This window comes from Paenibacillus mendelii (assembly GCF_024498075.1).
GTDB lineage: Bacteria > Bacillota > Bacilli > Paenibacillales > Paenibacillaceae > Paenibacillus_Z > Paenibacillus_Z mendelii.
On the sequence record NZ_JANHOF010000007.1, the window covers coordinates 1 to 19836 of the forward strand.

Annotated in this window: 15 protein-coding genes and 1 pseudogene; 9 read left to right on the forward strand and 7 right to left on the reverse strand. The window is 49.5% G+C overall.

Translation table 11 applies throughout. From position 1 onward, the window contains the following. Positions 1–318: 318 nt before the first annotated feature. On the forward strand, positions 319–2067 hold the full coding sequence (locus tag NNL21_RS21225; protein ID WP_256555378.1) for an S-layer homology domain-containing protein: 1749 nt from the start codon (positions 319–321) through the stop codon (positions 2065–2067). A gap of 161 nt (positions 2068–2228) precedes the next feature. Here the strand turns inward: NNL21_RS21225 and NNL21_RS21230 are convergent, their stop codons facing one another. Continuing rightward, positions 2229–2693, reverse strand: coding sequence for a hypothetical protein (locus tag NNL21_RS21230; RefSeq protein ID WP_204820431.1), 465 nt, complete (start codon positions 2691–2693; stop codon positions 2229–2231). 405 nt (positions 2694–3098) lie between these two features. On the opposite strand from NNL21_RS21230, the gene NNL21_RS21235 reads away from it, so the two are divergent. After that, entirely contained in the window at positions 3099–4601 is a 1503-nt protein-coding gene (locus tag NNL21_RS21235) for a malate:quinone oxidoreductase (RefSeq protein WP_204820430.1), read from the forward strand. 121 nt (positions 4602–4722) lie between these two features. Here NNL21_RS21235 and NNL21_RS21240 read toward each other — a convergent pair whose 3' ends face one another. The 4 genes from NNL21_RS21240 to NNL21_RS21255 form a co-directional block, all read right to left on the reverse strand. After that, complete coding sequence (locus NNL21_RS21240) at positions 4723–5469, reverse strand: hypothetical protein (protein WP_204820429.1); 747 nt, start codon at positions 5467–5469, stop codon at positions 4723–4725. 30 nt (positions 5470–5499) lie between these two features. Further along, positions 5500–5808: a hypothetical protein gene (locus tag NNL21_RS21245; protein ID WP_204820428.1), complete on the reverse strand. Its 309-nt coding sequence runs from the start codon at positions 5806–5808 to the stop codon at positions 5500–5502. Positions 5809–5814: 6 nt separating this feature from the next. Then, on the reverse strand, positions 5815–6540 hold the full coding sequence (locus tag NNL21_RS21250; RefSeq protein ID WP_204820427.1) for a hypothetical protein: 726 nt from the start codon (positions 6538–6540) through the stop codon (positions 5815–5817). 382 nt (positions 6541–6922) lie between these two features. Next, positions 6923–7297, reverse strand: coding sequence for a hypothetical protein (locus NNL21_RS21255; RefSeq protein WP_204820426.1), 375 nt, complete (start codon positions 7295–7297; stop codon positions 6923–6925). Between the two features lie 986 nt (positions 7298–8283). On the opposite strand from NNL21_RS21255, the gene NNL21_RS21260 reads away from it, so the two are divergent. Then, a complete protein-coding gene (locus NNL21_RS21260; protein WP_204820425.1) occupies positions 8284–9606 on the forward strand; it encodes a glycosyl hydrolase family 28 protein in 1323 nt (440 codons plus the stop codon). A 111-nt stretch (positions 9607–9717) separates the two neighbouring features. On the opposite strand, the gene NNL21_RS21265 is transcribed toward NNL21_RS21260, so the two are convergent. Further along, a complete protein-coding gene (locus tag NNL21_RS21265) occupies positions 9718–12834 on the reverse strand; it encodes an ATP-binding protein (protein WP_256555379.1) in 3117 nt (1038 codons plus the stop codon). Between the two features lie 205 nt (positions 12835–13039). On the opposite strand from NNL21_RS21265, the pseudogene NNL21_RS21270 reads away from it, so the two are divergent. From NNL21_RS21270 to NNL21_RS21285, 4 genes and pseudogenes are all read left to right on the forward strand, one after another. Further along, positions 13040–13504, forward strand: a pseudogene (locus NNL21_RS21270) (3-hydroxyacyl-CoA dehydrogenase family protein); the annotation flags it as partial. 262 nt (positions 13505–13766) lie between these two features. Beyond that, positions 13767–15257 carry a protein adenylyltransferase SelO gene (locus NNL21_RS21275; protein WP_204820424.1) on the forward strand — a complete coding sequence of 497 codons (1491 nt, stop codon included), beginning with the start codon at positions 13767–13769 and terminating at the stop codon, positions 15255–15257. A gap of 589 nt (positions 15258–15846) precedes the next feature. Continuing rightward, positions 15847–16011, forward strand: coding sequence for a hypothetical protein (locus NNL21_RS21280; RefSeq protein WP_256555380.1), 165 nt, complete (start codon positions 15847–15849; stop codon positions 16009–16011). Between the two features lie 76 nt (positions 16012–16087). Continuing rightward, positions 16088–16996 (forward strand): phosphotransferase family protein, encoded by a 909-nt coding sequence (locus NNL21_RS21285; protein ID WP_204820423.1) that lies wholly within the window; start codon positions 16088–16090, stop codon positions 16994–16996. A gap of 78 nt (positions 16997–17074) precedes the next feature. On the opposite strand, the gene NNL21_RS21290 is transcribed toward NNL21_RS21285, so the two are convergent. After that, positions 17075–18250 carry an epoxide hydrolase family protein gene (locus NNL21_RS21290; protein WP_256555381.1) on the reverse strand — a complete coding sequence of 392 codons (1176 nt, stop codon included), beginning with the start codon at positions 18248–18250 and terminating at the stop codon, positions 17075–17077. A 155-nt stretch (positions 18251–18405) separates the two neighbouring features. Here NNL21_RS21290 and NNL21_RS36580 point away from each other — a divergent pair, with 155 nt between their 5' ends. Both NNL21_RS36580 and NNL21_RS21300 read left to right on the forward strand, forming a co-directional pair. Further along, the gene (locus tag NNL21_RS36580; protein ID WP_204820422.1) at positions 18406–19368 is read left to right on the forward strand and encodes a helix-turn-helix transcriptional regulator; all 963 of its coding nucleotides are present in this window, start codon (positions 18406–18408) and stop codon (positions 19366–19368) included. Positions 19369–19382: 14 nt separating this feature from the next. Further along, a complete protein-coding gene (locus NNL21_RS21300) occupies positions 19383–19790 on the forward strand; it encodes a GNAT family N-acetyltransferase (protein ID WP_204820421.1) in 408 nt (135 codons plus the stop codon). Positions 19791–19836 lie beyond the last annotated feature (46 nt).

The following is a 19836-nucleotide window of genomic DNA, read 5'->3' on the forward strand; positions in this document are numbered from 1 at the left end:
AGAAACTAATTCTACACGGCCCTTCAAAAACCTATTAAATTGGATCGTTTGTCAACAGTCCCGATGGGCGGTCTTTCTGAATTTGAGGGTTATATGGGAACTGTCTTAGTTAGCGGATCTAGCAAGGTAAGTTTCTTTCATAATCCTTTCATTGTGTTCTGATAGTATGCAAGGAAGGATGTTATCTTCCTTTTGCAAAATATCGTTTGCTTCCGAACGTCCATCATAAGAGATAAAGGAGGCTAGACCCTAGAATACATGATCTGATCGATTATTCTTATTAAAGCAGCTATACATAACGGAGGGAAATATAAGACAATGAACAAAAAGATCATATCTATCGCGTTATCTACCGCACTCGTACTAGGCACCTTTGGGACGGTAAACAGTAGTTTTGCTGCCGCATCATCACATATATTCTCCGACATTGGCAATTCATATGCAAAAGACGCCATCCAGAAGCTAGTAGCTGGAGGAATTATTAACGGGGTAGACGCGACCCTCTTTGCTCCGAAGGGTGAATTGACCCGCGAACAGTTAGTTAAATTGATGGTCAAGGCTACGGGGCTTAAGGTTGACAGTACGAAGCTTGTATCGGCCTATTTTAAAGATGTTAAAGGCTGGGCTGCCCCGTACATTGATGCAGCTGTTGATGCCGGGATCATCGACAATGCAGACGCAGGCAAATTTGGTCCGAAAGAAGTGCTCACCCGCGAAACTGCCGTCAACGTTATTGTCCTTTTCTTGAAATCTCAGGGTGAGCTTGATGTCACTGGCGCCAAGCTAGACTTCCAGGATGCCGATAAAATTTCAGCTTGGGCTATGGAATATGTAACATTAGCGTTTAAATACGGTGTGATCAGAGGTTACCCTAACGGAACGTTCAATCCCCAAGGAAACACAACCCGCGAGGATGCTGCGGTTATGATCGTTAACTTCATGAAAACGGTTGACGAAATAAAAGAATCGGAGACACCACCAGTAACGCCGCCAGTGACGCCGCCGGTGACACCACCAGTGACACCACCGGTGACGCCGCCAGTAACACCACCGGTGACACCGCCTGTCACTAAGCCAGTGGCCGTAACGAATGTTAATATTTCATCCAACAACACGAATCCCTCGGAAGCAACGGTTGGGGATACCGTGACCCTGACGTTCACAACGACCGAGGAAGTATCGAAGCTGGGCAATTTCAAAATCAACGGTGGGAATCCTGCAACATTCACATCGATTCAGAGCGGTACAGTATGGACCAACACGGCTACTTATGTCCTTGATGGTACAGATCCGCTTGGCGCAATGAACTTCCAAATCAACGTCAAGAACAACGCAGGGATCTACTCACAGACGATTGAAGCTACGTCGGATGGAAGTGCTGTAACGGTTGTTGCTCCTGTGGCAGCGCCAGTCCAGGTGAATAATGTTCAGATCGTATCCAATAACGCTAATCCCTCGGAAGCAATGGTAGGGGATACCGTGACCCTGACGTTCACAACGACCGAGGAAGTATCGAAGCTGGGCAATTTCAAAATCAACGGTGGAAATCCTGCAACAATCGCATCGGTTCAAAGTGGTGCAGTATGGACCAACACGGCCACTTATGTCCTTGATGGTACAGATCCGCTTGGCGCAATGAACTTCCAAATTAATGTCAAGAACAACGCAGGGATCTACTCACAAACGATTGAAGCTACGTCGGATGGAAGTTCGGTAACGGTTGTTGCCCCTGTGGCAGCGCCAGTCCAGGTGAATAATGTTCAGATCGTATCCAATAACGCTAATCCCTCGGAAGCAATGGTAGGGGATACCGTGACCCTGACGTTCACAACGACCGAGGAAGTATCGAAGCTGGGCAATTTCAAAATCAACGGTGGAAATCCTGCAACATTCACATCGATTCAGAGCGGCGCAGTATGGACCAACACGGCCACTTATGTTCTCGATGGTACAGATCCATCTGGCGTGATGAACTTCCAAATCAACGTCAAGAATAACGCAGGGATCTACTCACAAACGATTGAGGCTACATCGGATGGAAGTGCTGTAACCATTATTTACACGTAGTAACAGCTGTTTATTGGAAGCGCATTGACACTCTATGGGCGGTTATTCATTGGAATCGGCAAACCAAGGCATAATCCTAGTAAGCAGCTAGGTGAAGGCCTTGGTTTTTGCTGTGTCCTTCGCAACCCATTACGCCGCTCCCTACCACCAAGTGGCCGAGATCAAAGCAAGAACTGCCATACTTCAGCCAGAGCCTTCAGCTGGGCCCAGCAGATGATTGCTGCAAAAGCAAAAACGAGGACAAAGAACAGAAGTAAAGCGAATTTCATGATTGGCATCCATCGACTATCCGATTTCTTGCGAGCCTTGCGGGGAGAGTCGGCCGTTCGCTTAAAGAGAATCCGCGTTCCCACCACGCAGGCAGTGGCCAGGATACCGAAAAGCAAAAAGGTAGCCATCCGTTCAGCAGCGTAAGGGATCAGGTCTGTGCCTCCCGGTCCAGGGATCGGATCCATAAACGCAGGGTAGAGGGCGGCAACGAAGAGAGAGAGAATAAACAACACCTGTACGAATTTCCATATCCGGTCGAATAGCTTGGAGAATAGACTAGGCGGGTTCTTTTCCTGCTCCCGGCGTGATCGCCTCTCGGCATTTCTCCTTTCGATTATCGCTCGTTTTGATTTCATATTAATATTGTCTCCTTGGGCTTCCGTGTACTTGCTATCCAGAGTAGCATAGGGCGGGGAGTTGGACAATCAAGGCTTCTTTACGGATTATTGGAAACAGCAAATCAAGGCCTTAATCCTAGCAAGCAGCTGGGTGAAGACCTTGGTTTTTGTGTATGCCAAGGGTTTTTGTGGAGGGGGTGTCACTTCTTAACTGCAACAGGGGTTATCACTAAAATTTAACGGCTTTTAAATAGCTTACAACTATCATATAATAGTAGATAGCTAATCTATCAAGAATTGTGATATACGACGATCCGTTTATAGTTGATCCAGAAAAGATGTATGACTAGGTCTCCTGGGAGTCTAAGCAGGCAAGAGCGCCTTCATCTTTTCTTCAAATAATAGCGTGTAAGGACGGTAAAAATGAGTAACAGACAAACCAAAACAGACGTTATCTTAATTGGTGCCGGAATCATGAGTGCGACATTAGGGGCACTGCTGAAAGAACTAGTACCGGATTGGAAAATCACAGTGTTTGAGAAGCTCGCAAACGCAGGAGAGGAAAGCTCTAACGAATGGAATAATGCAGGGACTGGGCATGCGGCACTATGCGAGCTTAACTACACCGTCGAAAAACCGGACGGATCCATAGATATTAGTAAAGCCATTCAAATTAATGAACAGTTTCAGGTTTCCATGCAGTTCTGGTCTCATCTTGTAAACAGCAAGCTGATCCGTAATCCGCAGGAATTTATTATGCCACTGCCTCATATGAGTTTAGTACAAGGGGAACAAAATGTATCGTTTTTGAAAAAACGTTATGAAGCCTTGTCTAACAATCCATTGTTCAAAGGGATGGAATTTTCCGATAACCCGGGAAAACTGAAGGAATGGATTCCGCTTATTATGCAAGACCGTGCAGCGGATGAAGCGATAGCGGCAACAAAAATCGACTCTGGTACGGATGTCAACTTTGGCGCTTTAACGCGTGCATTGTTTAACCACTTAAAGAGTAAAAGCGTCGATATAAAATACAAGCATAGCGTGGATAATATTAAACGTGCAAGCGATGGCTCGTGGGAATTGAAAGTACGCAATGTGGATAGCGGTAACGTCGAACGCCATCATGCCAAATTCGTCTTTATCGGCGGTGGTGGAGGCAGCCTGCATTTACTGCAGAAATCCGGTATTCCTGAAGGAAAGCATATGGGAGGATTCCCGGTAAGCGGAATATTTATGGTATGTAAAAATCCGGATATAGTCGCACAGCATCATGCAAAAGTATACGGCAAAGCTAAAGTTGGTGCTCCTCCGATGTCCGTTCCGCATCTGGACACAAGATTTATCGATAATAAAAAATCGCTGCTCTTTGGTCCATTTGCCGGCTTCTCACCAAAGTTTTTAAAAACCGGTTCTATGTTTGATTTGATAACATCTATAAAGCCGGATAATCTCGTCACGATGTTGGCGGCAGGCGCCAAGAACGTTTCATTAACCAAATACCTGATCGGACAAGTGATGCTATCTAAAGAAAAGCGCATGGAAGAGCTACGGGAGTTTATCCCGACCGCCAAAAGCGAGGATTGGGATTTGGTAGTAGCGGGCCAACGTGTGCAGGTTATCAAGGATACGACAGCCGGCGGCAAAGGAACGCTTCAATTTGGTACGGAGGTTGTTAGTGCCGCTGATGGATCGATAGCCGCATTGCTCGGCGCTTCTCCGGGTGCTTCTACCGCCGTTTCCGTCATGCTCGAGGTCATAAACAAATGCTTCCCGCAGCATATCAAAGCGTGGGAACCGAAACTTAAGAAAATGATTCCTTCATATGGCGTGCCACTGTTGAAGAATCCAGACCTTATCCACGAAATTCATAATTCAACCGCGCGGACGCTCGGTCTACACCGTGAACTGCAGCCCGTTAAGTAGAACGTATATATAAGTCTTAAATAAACGGCCTTCGTCCTGAATTCCATGGACGAAAGGCCGTTTAGCTTTGCCCGCAATCTTTTGTTATTGGTGCCTTCCGGGGTTAGGGAATCAGACTGTTTCATTGGGCGGATGAGTACGGCTCGCACCCGTTCGACAAGAGCCATTGCTCCATATTGTCGAACGCCTGTTGTGCATCATGCTCATACACGATGGCGACCTCTTGCTGGTTGGCATAATTCAATCTTACATAGCCGCCCAGCTGCCGGTAGAACAGGTGGCAAGTATATGGAGTTTCAACGGACAGATCGGGCGGATAAGCCGCGCGGCACATGCCGGCCAGCTCCGGGAGCGAAAGCTGATTCCGCCCTGGCGGCAAACGCAAAAAGAGATGGCTCCGGGAACCCGTCCAAGGTTCATAATAAACGGCGTCCTCCTGGTCGCTTCCGTACACCTGACGATAAATTTCGTCCAGCACCATGGCGTACATCCCGTCGTCTTCCTGCGTCCGCTCCTGCAGCGAAACCGCCTTCAAGTACTCATCATGCCGAGGCAGCCAGAGAAGTTGAGCCGTCTGGGGATGCACCGCCAGAAAATCACCGTCCACCGTTGTGCCTATCGCGATACACTCGCCGATCTGCTGCTGTGTAATCGGGCTATCAGCGTCATGCTCCCATAAATCGTACTCGGCAAAAGGCTTAAGCACCTCGGTATCCGGTAATTGGACATTCATCCACCCTCTATAAGTCCCTTCTCCGAATCGCCGCAAAAAACGGAGGTAGCCCGGTGGGAAAGATATAGCGTCTATTGTCGTAAGCGCTTGGATCCGGTCCTCAGATGGCGGCTTTGGCTGAGATACAATATACATGAATACGCCTCCTGTTTCCTGAATGATCTATCATAAACGAATCTCCGGTGGGAAAGCTCCCAAGTCGCGCAGCACCGTCTCCAATATCAGCTTCGTATCCGGCTTAAGCTCGCCATTCAAATAATGCTCATGGATGTAGGGGACAGCCGGTTCGCCGAGTCCGATCAATTGCTCGTACGCTTCGTAGTCGGTTTTCCAGAAGCTTTTCGGACTGCCCTCGCCGAACTCTCCCTGCTCTATGACTGTTACCCAATGCAGAACCTGCTCATAGAGAGGCTTCTGCTGCACCGCGTTTACGGCCGCCTGGAAATCCTGGTCCTTCTCTTGTACATCAGGCATCGCCTTTTATAGCTGTTCCTCGCTGAGGCATCTTCGAAGCAGCTGACTGGTAGTCAAAAAATCACCTCCGACGCCATCCGCCGCAGAGACGTAGGCAATGAAATCATCGGTCCGGTGGAGTCGCTGGAGATCATGCTGCAGGCGATGGATCACATCGATGGCAATCAGGAAAAGCTGGGAGTCGAGGAGCTGTTTCTCGAATATATAGTTTTGCTCGATAGCGAGATAGCGGGGCTCCTCCATGCAGATGCAGGAGAAAATGCTCAGCCACTTCTCAAGCCGCTCAGGCATTTGTTCATACATAAAAGCGTAGTCAGCCTCTGCGTATTTGAATTCCTCATAGAGCTGCTCGCGGGCCAGTGTATCGTGATCATCACCACTATCCAGATCCTGCTGACGATCATAGTCAAGGGCTTCCTCCACACTGTGGTTCAAACCTTCCAGATTGTTGATGTATATGACGTAGCTGCCGTGATACGTATCGGTATAAATGGAAAAGGTATAGACATCCTTGTTGTTTCCCTCCGCGGCGTAAACATCCAAAGCAGCTATGCAAAACTCGTACAAGGCGTCCTCAACATCTGTGGCGCTCACAACGATACCGTCAATCGAGCTGAGCGAATCCATCTCAACGATTTTCTTATCGGGTGTGCAGAGGAAATAGCTTCCGCCGCCTTCCAAGTCTCGTCTTCCGCTGATCAGCTTGCCGATATGAACATCATAAGCACTCATTCCAAGAACATCTCCCTTTTATGTTGAACGTCTATGCAATATTCAACACGTGTGAGGGCATTCCTGCCGACAAACGCTTCAATAGGCATATTAAGCTGGAACGAATCCCTTGGAAAATTTCCATAATTTAGCGCGGGTTGATGAATATCGAATAGGGCCGGGATTTTCTTTAATATTGAGAATCGGGATAAACAGAATTATGATTACTCGGATCGAGTATGGCCCTTCAGCAAAATTGTACGAATGATATAAGGGTACGACCAGAACTAAACATGCGCTGAATATAAACAGGGCCGCCCTTGCAGGCGGCCTGTTTGATTGACTTCTATTGTTTCGCTTCCAGCAGGAGGACTTCAGGAGATGCCTAACAGGCAATCCCTTCTTAAGGCAAATAGGTTCCGACTACCTCGAATTTTTGCTCGTTGTCTATCATCATATACTTCACTTCTATGGTGCAGCCTTTTTGAAACATAGGAATATGTACGATCGGGATGAAGGTCTTTACCACGGTATGGACAACCTCGCCATCCTGCTTCGTAATGGTCAGATCGAGCAATACCTCCGGCTGATCGTCCATTTGCGCGTTCGTTTGTTGGATCGAGTTGATTACCGCTTGTGCGGGCGTGCCGTCCGCGAGAATCGCCTTGCGCTGCAAGTTTCGTTCGTTGTGGACACGAATGCCCCTGACAACCTTCGTGACCGTCCATGACGCCGTAAGAAGGGAGCAAACGACGAGAATCACAATAATAGCAGTCATCGGTATACACCTCGCTGTTCATCCCTAATCGGGGGATGGAAAAGTAATCCTACCCTCTAAGTTTAATTCAATGTAAAAGTTAAGTCTATGCAATAGAGTCAATTTATACAGATGCGACATTATAGCTTCATGGCTTGGGTGCTGATAAATCTATAGCTTGTAAGCCCTAAGTCCCGTTGTTTTTTGCTAAGTAGTTTTCTATACTTTCCATAAGACTGGGGTATCGAAACAGGAGGAGAATGAATCCTTTGCAGGAATTCAAACCATGCTCATGAACAATTACACTGAAATCGTAGCAGAAAGAACAGATTGTCTGCTCTATCATGCGAGCCCCAGCCCATCTGCAGGGAATTTGCACAAGCTGGATCGGCGGCATATTTACGTCGCTGAAGGAGGAGTCTTTAGATTTTTTAAGACAAGTCGATGAGGATGGTTATCCTGAAGCACTTCTTCAAGGAGGAATCGTTTATCTAATCGTACTGTCAAAGCGTTAAATGAATTTGCCGCCCAATTTCCGTGTTTGATCTCCGATTCGTTCGAGAGCGCAGCTCATCACCCTGTAACGAACAAGGCTGGGATTTTCTTGAATATTGAAAATCGGGATAAGCAGAATTATGATTACTCGCTCAGAGCTTGGCCTTTCAGCAGGATTGTACGGCTGCTAAGGGGTTACCAATAGAATGAGCCATGCGGCTCCATGAAGGTGTCAATCGCGCGATTCCTATACTCCGAATGTAAGAGACCGTCGGTTCAGCACTCACTGGCTTAATATGGGACGTGTGACCACCCCGGCAGCAATGTTGATTTTATATGAATAGCTTACTATAATTACCTTGCAAAACCATAAATTCACATAGTGGGGTGGTCCAATGATCCACATATCCGAGGTACCGAATTTGCCAAATGAAAGCAAATATCTCTCCGATGATTTTAAAGTGAACGTAAACGGTCTTGAATGTCCCGTAAGGCAGACAAGAGTCTCAGCAATGCCTTTTAATAGAACTTGGCCGGGATATCAACGGGCTAAAGATCAGACGGAGCTTGCTTCGTATATCTATTTAACAGCTGACGAAACGTTAACCTTTGAAATCGAATGTGCGAGAAGTTTTGAGAAATGTGTGATCAGACCACTACATAGCCGCATCGAATATACAAGACAGAATCAGGTTGTACGATTTACGGTTCAAGGCGGCGCGGCACTGAAAAATAAATATGTTGTACTTGAGCTCGATGGGGAGCATTTTCCTTTACATATATTCATAAACAAACCGCAGAACTATAGTGAGAAAGACCAAGCAACCTATTATTTCGGCCCAGGCGTTCATTGTCCAGGACTCATTAGACTTAAAAGTGGTGACCGGGTTTATATTGATGAGGGTGCGGTTGTATACGCTTCACTTTACGGTGAGAATGTAACCGATGTGAAGATATTTGGTCACGGCGTACTGGATGGAAGTCATGAGGAACGCCTATTTGAACATTGTTATGAAACGTATACGAAAGGGAATATCAAATTTTACGAAAGCTCTAATATTGAAATTGAAGGTGTAGTGCTTAGCAATTCTGCAATCTGGGTCATCAATCTTTTTGCCTGCGAGAATGTTAAGATTTCCGGAGTCAAAATCATCGGACAATGGCGGTATAATACGGACGGAATAGATGTAGTTAACAGTAACGATGTAATAATCGAGAATTGCTTCATCCGCGTGTTTGATGACGTGATTACGCTTAAAGGCATTGATAAGTATGCCGGCAGAAATGTATTCAATATTCATGTGCGTGACTGTGTGCTCTGGTGCAGCTGGGGCAGAACCTGCGAGGTTGGAATCGAGACAGCGGCAGAGGAATATGACAACATTACGTTTGAGGACTGCGACCTCATCAACAATTCCTTCGCGGCCATCGACATTCAGAACGGTGGCTATGCTACCATTCATAATGTGAAATTTACAAACCTGAGAGTTGAATACCGAGCAGATGCAAGAGAGCCGATTTATCAGCATACGGACGATCAGGTCTACGCTCCGAGTGAAAATATATGGGTCCCTCATCTGATTTTTAGCGATAACTATAAATTCGGTTCGACGGAAGGCAAGAATGCCGTTTATGGCATGACTCACGATATTACGTATGATGAAATCTATGTGTATACGGAAGAGGGAGTCCCTGCTCCGCATATTCATATTGAATCACGTTCCTCCGATGCTCAGCATGTTGACTTTACATTCGGTCATTTTTATTTGAATGGAGTCAAGGTCGATCCGTTTAAAGCATTCATCGTTAAAACCAATGAAAACGTTAAGCTGTGAGCATGCATTCGGATTAGATCGTTTTAAAAAGAGCTTTCGACTTGCGCTGCCTACGAATCCGAGCAAAAGACCCCCTCCGCTTTGTGGCGGAAGGGGGCCCGTTGCTTAGTCCTATTTTTGTACCATTTCCCGTTTTGAAAAAGTTATTTTAGAGCTTTCTGCTGTTTTTGCAATGGTGAACGAGACTGAGGTTCCTGAATCTACGCTGCTTTCAATTCTCAGCCCGCTGCCGCAGAATTGCTTTAAACGCCGATCAGTATTCATCAATCCGACTCCTGAACGTCCGTTAATCTGTTTGTCCAAGATATACTTGACCGTTTCTTCATCGATTCCTATGCCATTATCGGACACGCAGATTTCGACAAACTGGCCGAGATCGGTAATTCGAATCCGGACTTCACCGCCCTCATTCCGCTTTAATAGGCCATGCGTAACCGCGTTTTCTACAAGCGGCTGGATGGTCAGAGGAGGAATGGAGATGCTCACGCCATCGTCAACCTCCCATGCCACCTGAAGTCGGTCTTCGAAGCGCTTCTTTTGGATAAACAAGTAGGAGCGGATGAGTTTTAGCTCGCGGTCAAGCGGCACCGCCCGGTCGGAATTCTGAAAATCGATGCCGAGCCTAAAATAAATGGTCAATTCCTCGATCAGCTCATCCATTTCATCCGTGTCGATCTTGCTAAGCGCGGAAACCGCATTAAACGTATTGATCATAAAATGAGGCTTGATTTGCGCTTGAAGTAAGGCCGCTTCCATCCGCAATCGTTCGTTCACCGACTTCTTCAGGTTCGTCAACGATCTGACCCTAGATCGCAGCTCCGTCGCGTTTACCGGCTTGGTGACGTAATCATTGGCCCCGGAGCGAAACCCCGCTTCAATGTCCTTATCCCGATTGCCCGCCGTCAAGAGAAGCACGGGGAGCTCCGCGATGGAGTAACGTTCCCGAATGCGTGCAGTCAGCTCATAACCGGACATGATCGGCATGATCACATCAGAAATGATCAAATCCCAATCGCCGAATTCCAGCAGCTTGAGCGCTTCCTTCCCGTTGGTCGCCGTGAATACCTCATAAGTGTCATTAGTAAAAATCGTTCGCAGCACATTCAGATTGACCGGATCGTCGTCGACGGCCAGCAATCGAATCCGTTCTGAAGACAAGGGTTGAACCGGTTCGGCATAAGGAGCCGTCTGGACATCCGCTACACGGTAACCTTCCTCTGCTGCCGCTATCAGCGGTGCCGCCCACGTACCAACAGTCCCATCCGCGATAAGTCTTAGTGTAAATGTGAATACAGAACCCTTATTCGGCTTCGAACGGACCACCAGAGTTCCTCCATGCATATCGACCAGCTTTTTGCATATGTTGAGCCCCAGCCCGAATCCGCCTCTGAGCAAAGCCCCGTCGGATGATGATTGCTCGTACGGCTCGAATATTCGGTTCATCGTTTCCGGATCTATCCCGATGCCCATGTCGGTAACAGAAATGCTCGCCCATCCGTCTTGGATGTCGGCCTGTATGGAAACAACGCCTGCATTGGAGTATTTAATGGCGTTGTGCACTAGATTGAACAGGATTTGATTCAATCTGATCTCGTCGGCGTGGACAAGCGGGAAGCTGACCGGTACCCGGTTGATCAGCTGGATCGGCTTGCCTTCCGTCATAAAGCGAAGCATATCGATGACGCTTGAAGCTACGCCATGTACGGATATACCCGCAAGGCTCAGGCTGATCCGGTTCTCTTTCAATCGGGCCATATCCAGCAGATCGTTCAGCATATAAGACATGCGCCGGCCGACATTCACAAGCAGCTGCAAGTCATGGGTGCTCGTCATCTCGAGCTTGCCCTGCTCTCTCTCCGAGACCGACTGCGTGATGTTAATCATGCCGTGCAGCGGATTACGCAGTTCATGGGCAACGGTAGACAGGAATTCATCTTTCTGTTTGTCCGCCTGCCGAAGTGTATCCGCCAGCTTATGGGCCTCCTCCGACATTCGGAAATAGCGCTTGAACCAAAACGCCGAAAAGCAAATCATCGCAATAATGAGATCGAACGGATAGGCGACCATATCGATCTGGACAATATTAATTACGACGAGCCAGGTCATACTGCTGAACGCCGCTATTGCGGCCATAAGCAAGAAGATGTTATTCCCGTCGATTCGGGCTGTCGACCTGTACATCGCAACCGACGTCACAAGACAGGGGATGAACATCAAAGCGAAATACAATCCTTGCAGAGCCAGCACGACAGGTAAAGGCAGCAGTAAGACGGATACGACCGCAATACCGCATATCACCTCGTAAGCCAGTGAAGCTCGGCCTTGCAGCAATGGCGGAAGCTTGGCCTTCATCAACTGATGAAGAAAGTATCCCCCGGAGAGCATGACGAGATAAATGATCTTCAATCCCCATTCAAACGTGAATGGAACCCATGTAAACAATAGTCGTTCTCCATCCCACAGCGTCGCGAGAATAATGCACAACGTCATCAGGGAGTAGTAGATCAGTCTCCTGTCCCGGCCTCCTACCAGGTATAATACAAAGCCGTACAGAACGTGAATCGCGTAAGCGACGCAAGCCACCCAGACCATATCCCTGGCAAAAATTAAGTCTTTTCTCAGCGTGCTCTCCAGACCGAATTTAACCGGACGAACGATACCGCCATTGAGAATGTTGTCGAAATTCGCAGCTTGGATAACGAGTTCAATCTCGCCCGCGTCCAAAGGAAAGTACACCGTATACGGATTGTCCAGCGGTGTGTAACGATCTTTGCTGCCGGCCGGCTCACCGGAACGACCGAGAAGCTGCCCGTTGATATAGACTTCCGACGAGCTCTTGACGGTTGGTATATGGATGCCGTAGGACGTTCCTTTGCCTTGATCGACCAGAACCCTCAAGCGGTAAGTGCCGAAGCCATACATGTCGCTATCATGTGGGCGATCGTCAAATTCCCAATTGCCTGGAACTTCTATGAATCTGCTCGAGGAGCGGGTATCGGCCTGGGGTTTCCCGTTCTGAAACCGGAGCATACCAGGGTAGAACTCCCATTCACCGCTAAGCGGAAGGGGATGATCGGTTAGAGAATCCCAGTCCCGCAAGTCCAGAACGCCGTCAATCGCAACCGGGTAGTCCGTAACCGAATTATATGGCAGCCATAACAGACGGAACCCCGTCAATACGGCCAAGAACAGCGCGGATAAGATCCATATTTTTCTTGTCGTCATCATACCCTACACTTCGACATTATTTGTAAGATTCCTCTTCAAATGCTCCGCTCAAGGGTATTCCACGCGGGTACCATTGCCACTAGCAGAGTGGAAGTATGTGTTTGCGCTGCAAAGGGTATCTTAATTCAGTATGTCACCCATGAGCAGCAGGTCGCTATGCATACGGCTATCGCAGATGACAAAAGGAGAATGGTCATGGATTATCATATGGAAAAACAATACGGCCGAAATTATGAAGCATCCGGGAACGGATCCTAAAGTGTTCGAAGAAGTGATCGAATTCGCTCAAGCCATCGGCATGGTTGCTCTGCCACTGCATAAAGAGCAGCCGGGCTATATTCTTAACTCCTTGTTGGTGCCACTACTGGAAGCTGCCCAGCTGCTCTTGATCAAGGAAGTCGCCGACGTGGAAACGATCGATAAAACATGGATGGTCGCAACGGGAGCGCCGCTGGGCCCTTTCGCCATCTTGGACGTGGTGGGCATCAATACGGCGTATAATATCGGGCATGCGAAAGCGGTGGCTACAGGTAATCAAGAGTTTGAAAAGGTGGCCCAGCTATTGAAATCGGCCTATATCGACAAGGGGAAGCTCGGACGGGCAACGGGCGAAGGGTTCTACAAATACCCCAATCCCACCTTCATGGAACCGGGGTTCTTACAAAAATAGAATCCCCCATTGCCAACGGATTCTCCCAGTACACCGCGCTTTGTTCGGTGAAGACTCGATCGAAGGGTGTTGGCGAGTTCCATATCCGCATGTACCGGGGTCTTTACCGGCACAGTTCTAGGGTAAATAGGGGAATAATAATCTTATATTCCAAAATTTCTATTGGTATAATAAAGCATACTCCAATAGAGCTGTCTTAGATTAGCTTAGATAGGTACGCAGCCCAAACGATCACAATGTCATGGTTTAAGGAGATATAAGTATGACAAATGGAAAAGCAATAGAAGCAGGATGGAACTTAGACAACAGCTATGCCCGTCTGCCGCAATCATTCTACGCCAGCCTTCATCCAGCCCCTGCATCTGCACCGAGCTTGATCGTTCTCAATGATGCGCTGGCAGCATCCTTGGGATTAAACATCCAAGAGCTGCGGAGCAATGAGGGCGTAGCGGTGCTTGCCGGCAACCGGATTCCCGAAGGCGCTGAGCCGCTGGCTCAAGCCTACGCAGGTCATCAATTCGGGCATTTTACCATGTTGGGGGACGGCCGTGCCCTGCTGCTAGGCGAACAGATCACGCCTCAAGGCGATCGAGTAGACATTCAGCTGAAAGGCTCAGGCCGAACGCCATACTCCCGCAGAGGTGACGGGCGGGCGGCACTTGGGCCGATGCTTCGCGAATATATCATCAGCGAAGCCATGCATGGGCTTGGTATCGCTACGACCCGCAGCTTGGCGGTTGTGACGACCGGCGATGCTATCTTCCGCGAGGCCGAGCTGCCAGGCGCCATACTGACCCGCGTGGCTGCGAGTCACCTGCGTGTCGGGACCTTTCAATACGCGTCCACGCGGGACACTTCCGAGGATCTTCGGGCACTGGCTGATTACGCTTTGCAGCGGCATTATCCAGACATCGACGCCGAAGTCGATACAGGCACCGATGGGAACCGCTATCTTTTCCTGCTTCGGGAAGTCATCAAGCGTCAGGCCGCGTTGATTGCCAAGTGGCAGCTTGTCGGCTTTATTCATGGGGTGATGAACACCGATAACATGGCCATAAGCGGAGAAACCATTGATTATGGACCTTGCGCCTTCATGAATGCCTACGACCCGGAAACCGTGTTCAGCTCCATAGATAGTCAAGGCCGTTACGCCTATGGCAATCAGCCGTATATTGGCGCGTGGAATCTGGCGAGATTGGCTGAAGCCCTATTGCCGCTGCTGCATGACGACGAGGAACAGGCGGTCAAGCTGGCCGAGGATGCGATATCGGAATATTCCGGGCTGTTCCATGGCCATTGGCTTGGGGGAATGAGGGCTAAGCTCGGACTCTTCAATGAAGAGGAAAGCGATGAAGCCCTGATTGAAGACCTTCTCCGTATGATGAAGGAGCATCGCGCGGACTACACCAATACCTTCCGGTCATTAACGTTTGATCAGCCGGAGGATACGGCTCTGTTCGGCACCACAGCCTTTACCCATTGGCATGAGATGTGGCAGGCGAGACTAGGCAGGCAGCCGGAAACGAAAGCCTCCTCGCATCAGTTGATGCGCAGCAGCAATCCCGCGGTCATCCCGCGCAACCACCGGGTTGAGGAAGCGCTGGAAGCCGCGGTGAACCAAGAAGACTACAGCGTGATGGAACGGCTTCTTGCCGTTCTTTCGAATCCCTACGCGCACACTTCCGAACAGGCTGAATACGCCGAACCGCCAGCGCAGTCCGAACGCCCTTACCGGACCTTCTGCGGCACCTGATTGAGAATAATATAACCAGAAATAGTCCCCAACCTGTACAAGGAAGGGGACTATTTCGTATGTCTAAGGCTTATTAAACCGTTCTATGCGCACAAGCGCGTTTGATTAAGCGATATCCGCTCTTTGTTTTTTTCATAGATATAAGCAAAAAGTCTTGGGAGAATAGTATAATATAGTAAATTTGAATTGTTATGCAGCTGCAGGGGGATAGCGGGAAGTATGAGAACGATCCGGAGAATCATCGTGAACACGATAAAGTTTCTTTTTCCAGAATATCAAATCGTACAATTGGTCCAGGAAAAGGGCTTTATCGCAAAAAAAAGAAGTTCCTTCAGCTGCGTCACGGCAGGAGCAGCCTGTTCAGTCCTATAATTATGGAGCCAGCTCCGGAACAGGCCGGTACAGTACTGGCCGCAGCCGATGATTCAGCAGGATTGGAATCAAGAGACTACGAGATCCAGATGAAGAAGAATATGTCCACAAGCCGCATGTTAATCTGGGATTTCGCTGCAGAGGATGGAGATGTCGTTACGGTGAAGGTAGATGGAAGGGTCCTTGCCACAGCGCAGGTATTTTTCACAAGCCGATCGTGCTCAATATTCCCATCCCTAGCGTAGTTGAGGTTATCGGAGTAAAGGATGGCGGAGGCGGCATTACGTACGGGGTTAAGTTCCCCGGCGCTGCGCTGAACAGCGCCTATTTTAACGCGGCACCGGTAGGCTCCGCTAACGTATATACGATTACCGGGCAGTAGCTTATCGGCGTGTACGTTCAAGCTATCGGCTAAGCTGCAGATTGCCCTCGAATGCACTCTGAAGGAGGTAACGCGGGTGGAAGATTTCAAGCAAAAGGCAAGCCGGTTTGTGAAAGCCCATTTCGGTGACCGCGTTCAGCATCTTGTGCCCTTCGCGGCCGGCGATTGGTCGAAAGCCTATTCCTTAACGCTCGACGGGAAGGACCGGGTGATCCGCTTCGGCGCTTATCGGGAAGACTTTGAGAAGGATCGGGTGATGGGGAAGTATTCTTCCCCCGCACTGCCGATTCCGGTAGTTCTTGAGGTTGGCGAGATGGAGAGCGGATTCTACGCCGTGTCCGAGCGGGTTCCGGGCAGGCATCTCGATGAGCTGAACGGCCCTGAGATACAGCTTGTCCTGCCGCAATTGCTCGAGGCTCTGTACGAACTTCAGACAAGGGACCTCACAGATACGCAGAGCGTCGGGATCTGGCGTCCGAATGGAACCGGTCCGAGCTGGGGTAGCGAGCTGCTCTCCGTGGCCGAGCCTAGGGAGCGGTTAGCGGGCTGGCGCGAACGGCTCGATGGCTTTCCCCGGGAGGCAAGGGTCTTTGATGCCGGGGTAGAAAAACTGCGTCAGCTCGTGGCACAGCTTCCGGAGCGGCGGGGGATCGTCCACAACGATCTCTTGAACCGAAACGTATTGGTGGATGGGGGAAGGCTAACCGGGGTAATTGACTGGGGAAATGCATTCTATGGCGATCCGCTCTATGATCATGCCTGGTTTCTCTACTGGTGGCCTTGGTATCCGCAGTGGCAGGAGGTTGACTTGCAGGAAATTCTAGACCGTCACTGGAAGAAGCACGGAGGCTGGCCCGAGCAATTCGAGGAGCGTCTCCGCTGCTGCCTCATTCACATTGGACTCGACCATATCGCCTACTGCGCCTTCAGGGATCGGCTGGAGGATATGAGACGCAATGCCGAACAATTATTAACCTATATCTAGCTGGGCAGAACAACAACAAAAGGAATCGGAGCAGTCGGCTCGGATTCCTTTTGTTGTTGTTTATTCTCGTGAGTCCTTTTACAGCCCCCGGAAGAACGTCCGAATATCGCTTATCATCAAGTCCGGCGCGTCAATGGCTGCAAAATGAGTTCCCCTCTCGAATTCGTTCCAGTGCACGATGTTGTTGGCTTGCTCCGCGTAGCGGCGGATCGCGACATCGGACAACTGAAATACGGCGACCCCGACAGGTGTTGGTGATGGAGCCTTGGGAGCCCAGGCACCCGGGTCATGTGCGCCTTCATAATACATGCGGGCAGAGGAATTTGCCGTTCCATTCAGCCAATAGAGCATGAGATTGGTCAAGAAACGATCCCGGTCCACCGCCTCCACAGCGTCTCCGAAGCCGTAGAACATCTCGCAAGTCCAGGCGAGCAAGCCGACTGGGGAGTCATGAAGCCCGTAAGCCAGCGTTTGCGGTCTAGTTGATTGAATCATATTAAAGCCGAATCGCTCCTGCATAAAATGTCCCAATCGAGCGAGCCGAACCTTCTCCGCTTCCGTTAACGCGGCAAGTACCTCGTCTTCTACCTGGCCGAATGGAACAAAGCCCATGGTAGCCGCGTTGACATGTACGCCGACTATTTGAGGTGCCGCGATGCGGCCAAGCTCCGGTGCGATCATCGCACCCATATCTCCGCCCTGCACGCCATAACGTGTATAGCCCAGCCGTCCCATTAGTTGTGCGAGAGCTTTGGCTGCGCGGCCGGAGGTCCATCCTGCTTCTGTCGTCGGGCCGGATAGGCCGAATCCAGGGATGGATGGTATGACAAGATGGAATGCGTCTGCAGCATCACCGCCGTAAGAGGCGGGGTCGGTAAGCGGCCCGATCAGATCCAGAAATTCGACCGGCGATCCGGGCCACCCGTGAATGAGCATGAGCGGCATGGCAGTGGGCTCAGGAGACGTGATGTGGAAGAAGTGAACGTTGGCTCCATCGATGGTGGTCGTAAATTGCGGGTATTCATTTAGGCGCGCCTCCTGCTTGCGCCAGTCGAACGACGTTCTCCAATAGGCTGTCATCTCCTTCACAAAACTCAGCGGTGTGCCATAATTCCAGCCTGCGCCCGAAATCTCGTCAGGCCAGCGTGTCAGCGCCAAGCGGTTGTTCAGATCATCCAGCTCAGCCTGCGAAGTTTCCATACGGAATGGGCGGATTTCATTCAGGTCCTTCATCGTGGCTATAGTCGTATTCATGTTATTTCCTCCTCGAATGTGTTGTTCTCTTATGTACTTATTGTAGAACGCCCACCCTGACAATAGTGTGTCAGGGTGGTGGGGACGCTTCAGAAAAAATTCGACTAACTCCTTAGCCGGGAGTAAAATTATGGATAAGGGAAGGAGGGGTTGTCGTGAAGGTACAGCGATTACTTGGCATTACGATGATTCTGCTAAGCCAGCGCCGGGTTAACGCCCAAGTGCTTGCAGACAAGTTCGAGGTATCGGTGCGGACGATCTATCGCGATTTGGAGACCATCAATACCGCAGGAATTCCCATCGTGTCCTATACCGGTAACGACGGCGGCTATGAAATCATGGAGCAGTTTCGCATCGACCGGCAAATCGTCACGTTTGATGATCTTCAATCGATTCTAGTTGCGCTTAAGGGCGTGCAGGCATCGCTGGATGATCAGGAGATGGACAGCTTGCTGACCAAGATCAAGGCACTTGTGGCAAGATCCGAGCAGACTCAGATGGAAGAGGCAGGCGAAACGCTTATTTTCGATACAAACCTCTGGCATGGGGGCGGTATAAAGGATAAGTCCATTCTGGCTTCACTGCGGCAGGCATCCAAAAACCGTTCCGTCGTATCTTTTCTATATACAAATACGGACGGAGCCGGCGAACAGCGGGAGGTCGAGCCGATCGGCCTGGCCTGGAAGGGATACGCCTGGTACTTATATGGGTACTGCAGGCTGCGCGATGACTACCGGACGTTCCGTCTCTCGCGATTAAGCGGCTTGCGGGTACATCTGGAGCATTTCAATAATCGGGGCATTCGAATGGAGGAGCTTGATGCACGGTGGGGCAATCAGGAAACGGGTCCTGCCGTTCACCTTCTGCTGCGTTTTCGCCCGCGATTGAGAGTGCGGGTAGAGGAGGCCTTCGGTCTGGATAATATTGAGATGGAGGAGGATGGATCGCTGCTAGTCAGAGCCAGTTATCCGGACAATCACTGGATGTACGGCATGATACTTGGTTACGGACCGGATGTTCATGTGCTCGAGCCCGCCTACGTGGCGGACAGGATCAAGAGCTTAGGCGAGCAGATCGCTAGCAATTATCAGGAGGCAGCGAGAGCGGGCATCAACTGAAGGGAGATGTTTGTATGGAGAAAACGATAAAATATACGACAAATCCCCCGGAAAATTTTGATCAGCTGCTGGCCTTATATGAGTCTTTAGGGTGGAATTCACTTGGGTTAACAGGTGATGAACTGGAACTCATGTGCAAGCAAAGCTGGTACGCCATGTATGCCTTTGATGAACAACAATTAGTGGGTATGGGACGAGTTGTTTCTGATGGCGTGATCACAGGAGTTATATGTGGGGTGTGCGTGCTGCCAAGTTATCAATCCACGGGAATCGGTAAAGAAATGCTAAATCGAATCATTCATCACTGTGAGCAAAATCGTGTAATTCCTCAACTGATGTGTGTCGAACATTTGGAAGCTTATTATGAAACGCTGGGGTTCAAGAAATTTACCATTGGAATGACAAGGAGTATAAATCGTTGAGCAGGAATCAAGCCATTGCTGTGCGGTATGGAATAATAAATTTAAC